The organism is Streptomyces sp. NPDC048416, assembly GCF_043200435.1.
Classification (GTDB): Bacteria; Actinomycetota; Actinomycetes; order Streptomycetales; family Streptomycetaceae; genus Streptomyces.
In genome coordinates, this window is record NZ_JBICXU010000010.1 from 248869 (window position 1) to 254971 (window position 6103).

Annotated in this window: 4 protein-coding genes; all 4 read left to right on the forward strand. The window is 72.2% G+C overall.

What is annotated here, in order from left to right; translation table 11 throughout:
- The first annotated feature begins 5 nt into the window (after positions 1-5).
- The 4 genes from metG to ACGFW5_RS16280 all read left to right on the forward strand — a co-directional run bounded on the left by metG (position 6) and on the right by ACGFW5_RS16280 (position 5328).
- Positions 6-1586 carry a methionine--tRNA ligase gene (gene metG / locus ACGFW5_RS16265; protein WP_393834876.1) on the forward strand — a complete coding sequence of 527 codons (1581 nt, stop codon included), beginning with the start codon at positions 6-8 and terminating at the stop codon, positions 1584-1586.
- Positions 1587-1794: 208 nt separating this feature from the next.
- On the forward strand, positions 1795-2472 hold the full coding sequence (locus tag ACGFW5_RS16270; protein ID WP_393834877.1) for a response regulator transcription factor: 678 nt from the start codon (positions 1795-1797) through the stop codon (positions 2470-2472).
- Positions 2473-2599: 127 nt separating this feature from the next.
- The gene (locus ACGFW5_RS16275) at positions 2600-3310 is read left to right on the forward strand and encodes a DUF4255 domain-containing protein (RefSeq protein WP_393834878.1); all 711 of its coding nucleotides are present in this window, start codon (positions 2600-2602) and stop codon (positions 3308-3310) included.
- Positions 3307-5328 (forward strand): ATP-binding protein, encoded by a 2022-nt coding sequence (locus tag ACGFW5_RS16280; protein ID WP_393834879.1) that lies wholly within the window; start codon positions 3307-3309, stop codon positions 5326-5328. The genes ACGFW5_RS16275 and ACGFW5_RS16280 overlap by 4 nt, the downstream gene beginning before the upstream one ends.
- Positions 5329-6103: the final 775 nt, after the last annotated feature.

Here is a 6103-nt window from a genome sequence, read left to right on the forward strand (position 1 = left end):
GGCGCATGCCTTCGCCGACGTACTACGTTTCGACGCCCATCTACTACGTCAACGACGCCCCGCACCTGGGCCACGCCTACACCACCGTCGCCGGTGACGTGCTCACCCGCTGGCACCGCCAGCGCGGCGAGAAGGTGTGGTACCTGACGGGCACGGACGAGCACGGCCAGAAGATCATGCGGACGGCCGAGGCGAACGGCGTCACCCCGCAGGAGTGGTGCGACAAACTCGTCGGCGAGGCGTGGCAGCCGCTGTGGGAGCACCTGAACATCCGGAACGACGATTTCATCCGCACGACCCAGAAGCGGCACACCGACCGGGTGCAGGAGTTCGTGCAGGACCTGTACGACAAGGGCGAGATCTACAAGGGCGGCTACGAGGGCCCGTACTGCGTGGGCTGCGAGGAGTACAAGCTCCCCGGCGACCTGATCAAGGGTGAGGACGGCACCGAGCTCTGCGCCATCCACAAGAAGCCGGTGGAACTCCTCAAGGAGGAGAACTACTTCTTCAAGCTCAGCGAGTACGGCCCGAAGCTCCTTGAGTTCTACGAGGCGAACCCGGGCTTCATCCAGCCCGAGTCGGCCCGCAACGAGGTGCTGAACTTCGTGCGGCAGGGGCTTCAGGACCTGTCGATCTCCCGGTCGACCTTCGACTGGGGCGTGCCGGTGCCGTGGGACACCAAGCACGTCATCTACGTGTGGGTGGACGCGCTGCTCAACTACGCGACGGCGGTCGGCTACGGCGCCGACCAGGACCGCTTCGAGGAGATCTTCCCGGCCGACGTGCACCTGGTGGGCAAGGACATCCTGCGTTTCCATGCGATCATCTGGCCCGCGATGCTGATGGCCAACGGCCTTCCGGTGCCGGGCAGGGTCGCGGCCAACGGCTGGCTGATGGTCGGCGGCGAGAAGATGTCGAAGTCCAATCTGACCGGCATCAAGCCGCAGGATCTGACCTCGCACTTCGGCGTGGACGCCTACCGCTGGTACTTCCTGCGGGCCATCGCCTTCGGCCAGGACGGCTCGTTCTCGTGGGAGGACTTCACCGCCCGCTACACCTCCGAACTCGCCAACGACTACGGCAACTTGGCGTCGCGGGTGGCGGCGATGGTCGGCAAGTACTTCGGCGGCGAGCTGCCCGCGTCGGCCGCCGAAGGGGATGCCGAGACGGCCGTGCGGGAGGGACTGGCGCAGGCCGTCGCGGAGGCGGACCGGCGCATCGGTGACGAACTCGACTTCCAGGGCGGCATCCTGGCCGTCTTCGACTTCGTCAAGCAGGTCAACGGCTACCTCACCGAGCAGGAGCCGTGGAAGGTCGCCAAGGACGAATCCGCCGAGGGCCGGGCACGGCTCGCGACGATCCTGTACACCGCCGCCGAGGCGCTGCGCGGCGTCGCGGTGCTGCTCAACCCGGTGATGCCGGACACCTCGCAGAAGCTGTGGGACTCGCTGGGCGCCGAGCCCGTGCTCGGCGCGCTCGACGCGCAGCGGGTCCAGGACGCGGGCCGCTGGGGCGCGCTGCCCGCCGGGTCCCGGGTCACCAAGGGCGCGGTGCTCTTCCCGCGCCTTGAGGACAAGCCCGCCTGAGGGCCCAGTTGAGGGCGCAAGGTTCCGTCGCGGCTGCGGTACGGGTGTGCCGTTCCCCGTCCGCGGCGGAGCCCGGCGCCACCTTTCCTGACGCTTGCGCCGCCGCGTGACCGGATCGGTGGCCCATTCAACGGTTGTTGATTCGCTGTTGATCGGGCCCGGCCAAGCTGTTCCGGTCGGTACGCACGGGGAAGGAAAGGACAGGGAAATGCCATTGCTCGCGAATCGTGTCACGGTGACCGTTCACGCCTCCGATCCGCTGAGCCGGGCCGGAGTCATCAGTCATCTTCAGCACCAGCCCACCGTCGAGGTCCTGCGCGAAAGCCGCGACACCCGCGAGACGGACGGCCGGCCGGCCGATCCCACGGTCGCCGTCATGCTCGTCGACCAGGTCGACGACACCGCATCCGCCGAGCTGCGCAGGGTCGTGCGCGGCGGCGAGCAGCGCGTGGTGCTCATCGCCCGCGAACTGCGCGAGCCCGACCTCCTGACCGTGGTCGAGTACGGGGTGCGCGCCATTCTGTGGCGTCACCAGGCCACCGAGCAGCGCCTGTTGAAGGCCGTGCACAGCGCGGCGCGCGGCGAGGGCGAACTGCCGCCCGACCTGATCAGCCGGCTGCTCGTCCAGGTGGGGCGACTGCGCCGCTCGGAGACCACGTCCGCGTCGGCCGGGTCCTCCTCCGCGGCCCCGCTGTTCGGCATGGCGCCGCGCGAGGTCGACGTGCTTCGTCTGGTCGCCGAGGGTCTCGACACCCGGCAGATCTCCGAAAAGCTCGCCTACTCGGAGCGCACCGTCAAGAACATCCTGCACGCCCTCATGACCCGCCTTCAGCTCACCAACCGCGCGCACGCCGTGGCCTACGCGCTGCGCGAGGGCTACATCTAGCATCCGGCCGCCGGAGCCCCGCTCACGGCGGCGTCCCCACGCACCCGGCCGGTACGGCTGTCACCGCACGAACGCCGCCGGAACCACCGCGTTCCGGCCGTGTCCGAGAACTCGGGAAATTGGCTCAATGATCCACGAAATCGACGAGGCGCTGCGGCGCATCCTGCGCGGCGGGGCGCTGCCCGAGGGAACGGGGGACGTCGTCTTCGAGGCGCCCACCCGCGACTGGGCGGCCCGGCGCAACACCCCCACCCTCAACGCCTATCTGTACGACATCCGCGAGGACGTGGCCCGCCGCGAGCGCGGCTCGTACGCGGAGCGCGACGCCAACGGGGTGGTGCTGCGCAGGCGCCAGCCGCCGCGCTGGTACCGGCTCTCCTACCTCCTGACGGCGTGGACGAGCCGGCCCGAGGACGAACACCGGTTGCTCTCGGGCGCGTTGGCGTGTCTGCTGCCGCACGAGATGCTGCCCGGCGAGTACGTTCCGCCGGCCCTGGAGGCGTACCAGGTGAGCATTCCGCTGACCGTCGCGGTGCCGCCCGCCGAGTCGCGCTCGCTCGCCGACATCTGGTCGGCGCTCGGCGGCGAGCTGAAGCCCTCGCTCGACGTGGTGATCACGACGCCGTTCCCCGTCACCCCGGTGTACGACGTGGCGCCGCCGGTGACGGAGGGCGTGATCACCGTGCGCGGCCGGGACGGTGTGCCCGACGACGCCAAGCCCCGCATGATGCGGTCCCGCCGGGACGGCGCACCCGGTGACGCCAAGCCCGACGACGCCACGCCCGACGACGCCAAGCCTCGCGTGACGCGGTCCGGCCGGGACGGGGGCGGTCGGTGAACGGGGCGTCCCGCGCGCTGCTGCTCCGCCTGGAGCGCCTGCGCACCTCGGTCGCGGAGCTGGTCGAGGTCCGCTCCGTCGACGACCCGACGGCCCAGGACCCGCTGCGCGGCCTGTACGTATCGGCCGACACCGCGGCCCGCCTGGCCACCGAGCCTGCGCCCCAACCGGCTTCGGCGCAGGTCGCCTTGGCGTCGGACGTCGAACCGATCGGCCCCGAGGGGGAGTCGGGTCCCGTCCCCGGCGACCGGTTGGCGGCGCTGGCCGAGGGCTTCGGCCTCGGCGCGCTCGACGCGTTGCTGCTGCTCGCGGCGCTCGCCCCCGACGTGGACCGCCGCTTCGAGGTCCTTTACGGCTATCTCAACAACGACGTCGGCCGCCGCAGGGCCTCGGTGGCCCTCGCCCTGGAACTCGCCGGGACCGGCCCCCACGACCCCGAGGCACGGGGCCGCTTCCACCCCACCGCGCCGCTGGTCGCGCAGGGACTCGTGGTCCTGGAGGACGAGGACCGGCCGCTGCCGGGCCGGGCCCTGCGCGTCCCGGAACGGGTGGTCGCCCACCTGCTGGGCGACGACACCCTGGACGGCACACTGGGCGACGCGGGCATCGAGGTGCTTCCCCCCGGCGGCAGCGCCCCCGACGACGGTCTCGCGGCGCGGATCGCCCGTGCTCCGCGGCCCGTCGCCGTCCATCTGCGCGAGCGCAGGGCCGGCAGCGGCGCCGACGCGGTGACCGCCGCGCTGCGCGGCGCGGGCCGGGTCGTGCTGCGCCACCGTCCCGAACACACCGACCGTGCGGCGGCGCGCGCCCTGCTGCGCGAGGCCCGGCTGCGTGGCGCCGGGACGGCGGTGGTGGTGGAGCTGCCGGACGAGCAGCCGGGGCCGCTGGTGCGTGAGCTGGCGGTGCCGGACGTGACCGTCGTCTTCGCCGGGACCCAGCCCTACGATCCGACCTGGGCGCCGGGCGCCGCGCTGCTCGCGTTGGAGGACAGCTCCGCCGAGACCGACCCGCTGACCGCCTGGACCGAAGAGCTCCCCTCCTACGAGGGCGACTTGGCGGAGGCGGTCGGCCCTTACCGGCTCGGCGCCGGGCAGGTGCGCAGGGCCGCAAGGGGGGCCCAGGCACTCGCCGGGTTCGAAGGGGTGCCGGTGGGGCTCGGCCACGTCCAGCGGAGCGCCCGGCTGCTGTCGGCTCCGCTGCTCGACCGCCACGCACGCCGGGTCAGGCCCGCCGTAGGCTTCGCCGACCTGGTGCTGCCCGAGGAACCGCTGGGGATGCTGCGGGAGCTGGCGGGACGGGCCAGGCACCGCGACCGGGTGCTCGGCGAGTGGCGCCTTCGTACGGGCGGCGGGCGCGGCCGGGGTGTGGTCGCACTGTTCGCGGGGGACTCCGGCACGGGCAAGACGCTCGCGGCGGAGGTCGTCGCGGGTGAGCTCGGACTCGACCTGTATGTGGTGGACCTGTCGTCCGTCGTCGACAAGTACGTCGGCGAGACCGAGAAGAACCTGGAGAAAATCTTCGCGGAGGCGGACAGGACCGACTCGGTGCTGCTGTTCGACGAGGCGGACGCGGTGTTCGGCAAGCGGTCGGAGGTGAAGAGCTCGCACGACCGGTACGCGAACCTGGAGAGCGCGTATCTGCTCCAGCGCCTCGAAGCGTTCGACGGGATCGCGGTCCTGACGACGAACCTGCGGGCCAACATCGACGAGGCCTTCACCCGGCGGCTCGACCTGGTCGTCGACTTCCCGTTCCCCGACGTGGAACTGCGCGCCCTGCTGTGGCGCAGCTGCCTGGCGGGTGTGCCGCAGGAACCCGGCCTTGCCGCGGAACTCGACCTCTGCGCGAAGGAGTTCGAACTCGCGGGCGGAGCGATTCGCTCCGCGGCGGTGACGGCGGGCTATCTCGCGGCGGGCCGGGGCTCCGCGGTCACCGTGTCCGATGTGCGCACGGGGGCGCGGCGGGAGTACGTGAAGTCCGGGCGACTCGTGCCGGGGGTGGGCACGGCCTGGACGCCGTAGCCCGTCCGGGGGGTGGGGGCCTTCGGGTGCGTCCACCCTGCGGGTCGGCTCGGTGGGGGCCCCAGCGTGGGGTGCGTCCACCCTGCGGGTCGGCTCGGTGGAGGGGTGCCTCACCGTGCGGGTGGGCTCACCGTGCGGGTGGGCTCGGTGGAGGGGTGCCTCACCGTGTGGGTGGGCTCACCGTGCGGTGGGCTCAGTGGAGGGGGCCTTGAGCGTGCGGCCCGTTCGCGCAGTTCCCCGCGCCCCTGAAACCCGATCTCGACCGCGGGCCGTGGTCGCTTGTCGCGCAGTTCCCCGCGCCCCTGAAACCCGTTCCCGCCCGCGGGCCATGGTCGCTTCTCGCGCAGTTCCCCGCGCCCCTGTAGGGCAACCGGAATCGCCTCTCGCGGCCACCGCCCCTGAAACCCGCCTTCGACCGCGGGCCGTGGTCGCTTGTCGCGCAGTTCCCCGCGCCCCTGTAGGGCAACCGGAATCGCCTCTCGCGGCCACCGCCCCTGAAACCCGCCTTCGACCGCGGGCCGTGGTCGCTTGTCGCGCAGTTCCCCGCGCCCCTGTAGGGCAACCGGAATCGCCTCTCGCGGCCACCGCCCCTGAAACCCGCCTTCGACCGCGGGTCGTGGTCGCTTCTCGCGCAGTTCCCCGCGCCCCTCGCGGCACTGGTGCAGGGGCCGTGCCGGCCCGCTCGGGCATCTTCAGCCTGTCCGGCGATTGAGGACGAGCGCCGTTCAGGCGCGAACGGGGGTGCAGGGGGCGGAGCCCCCGCATGGGGTCTGGG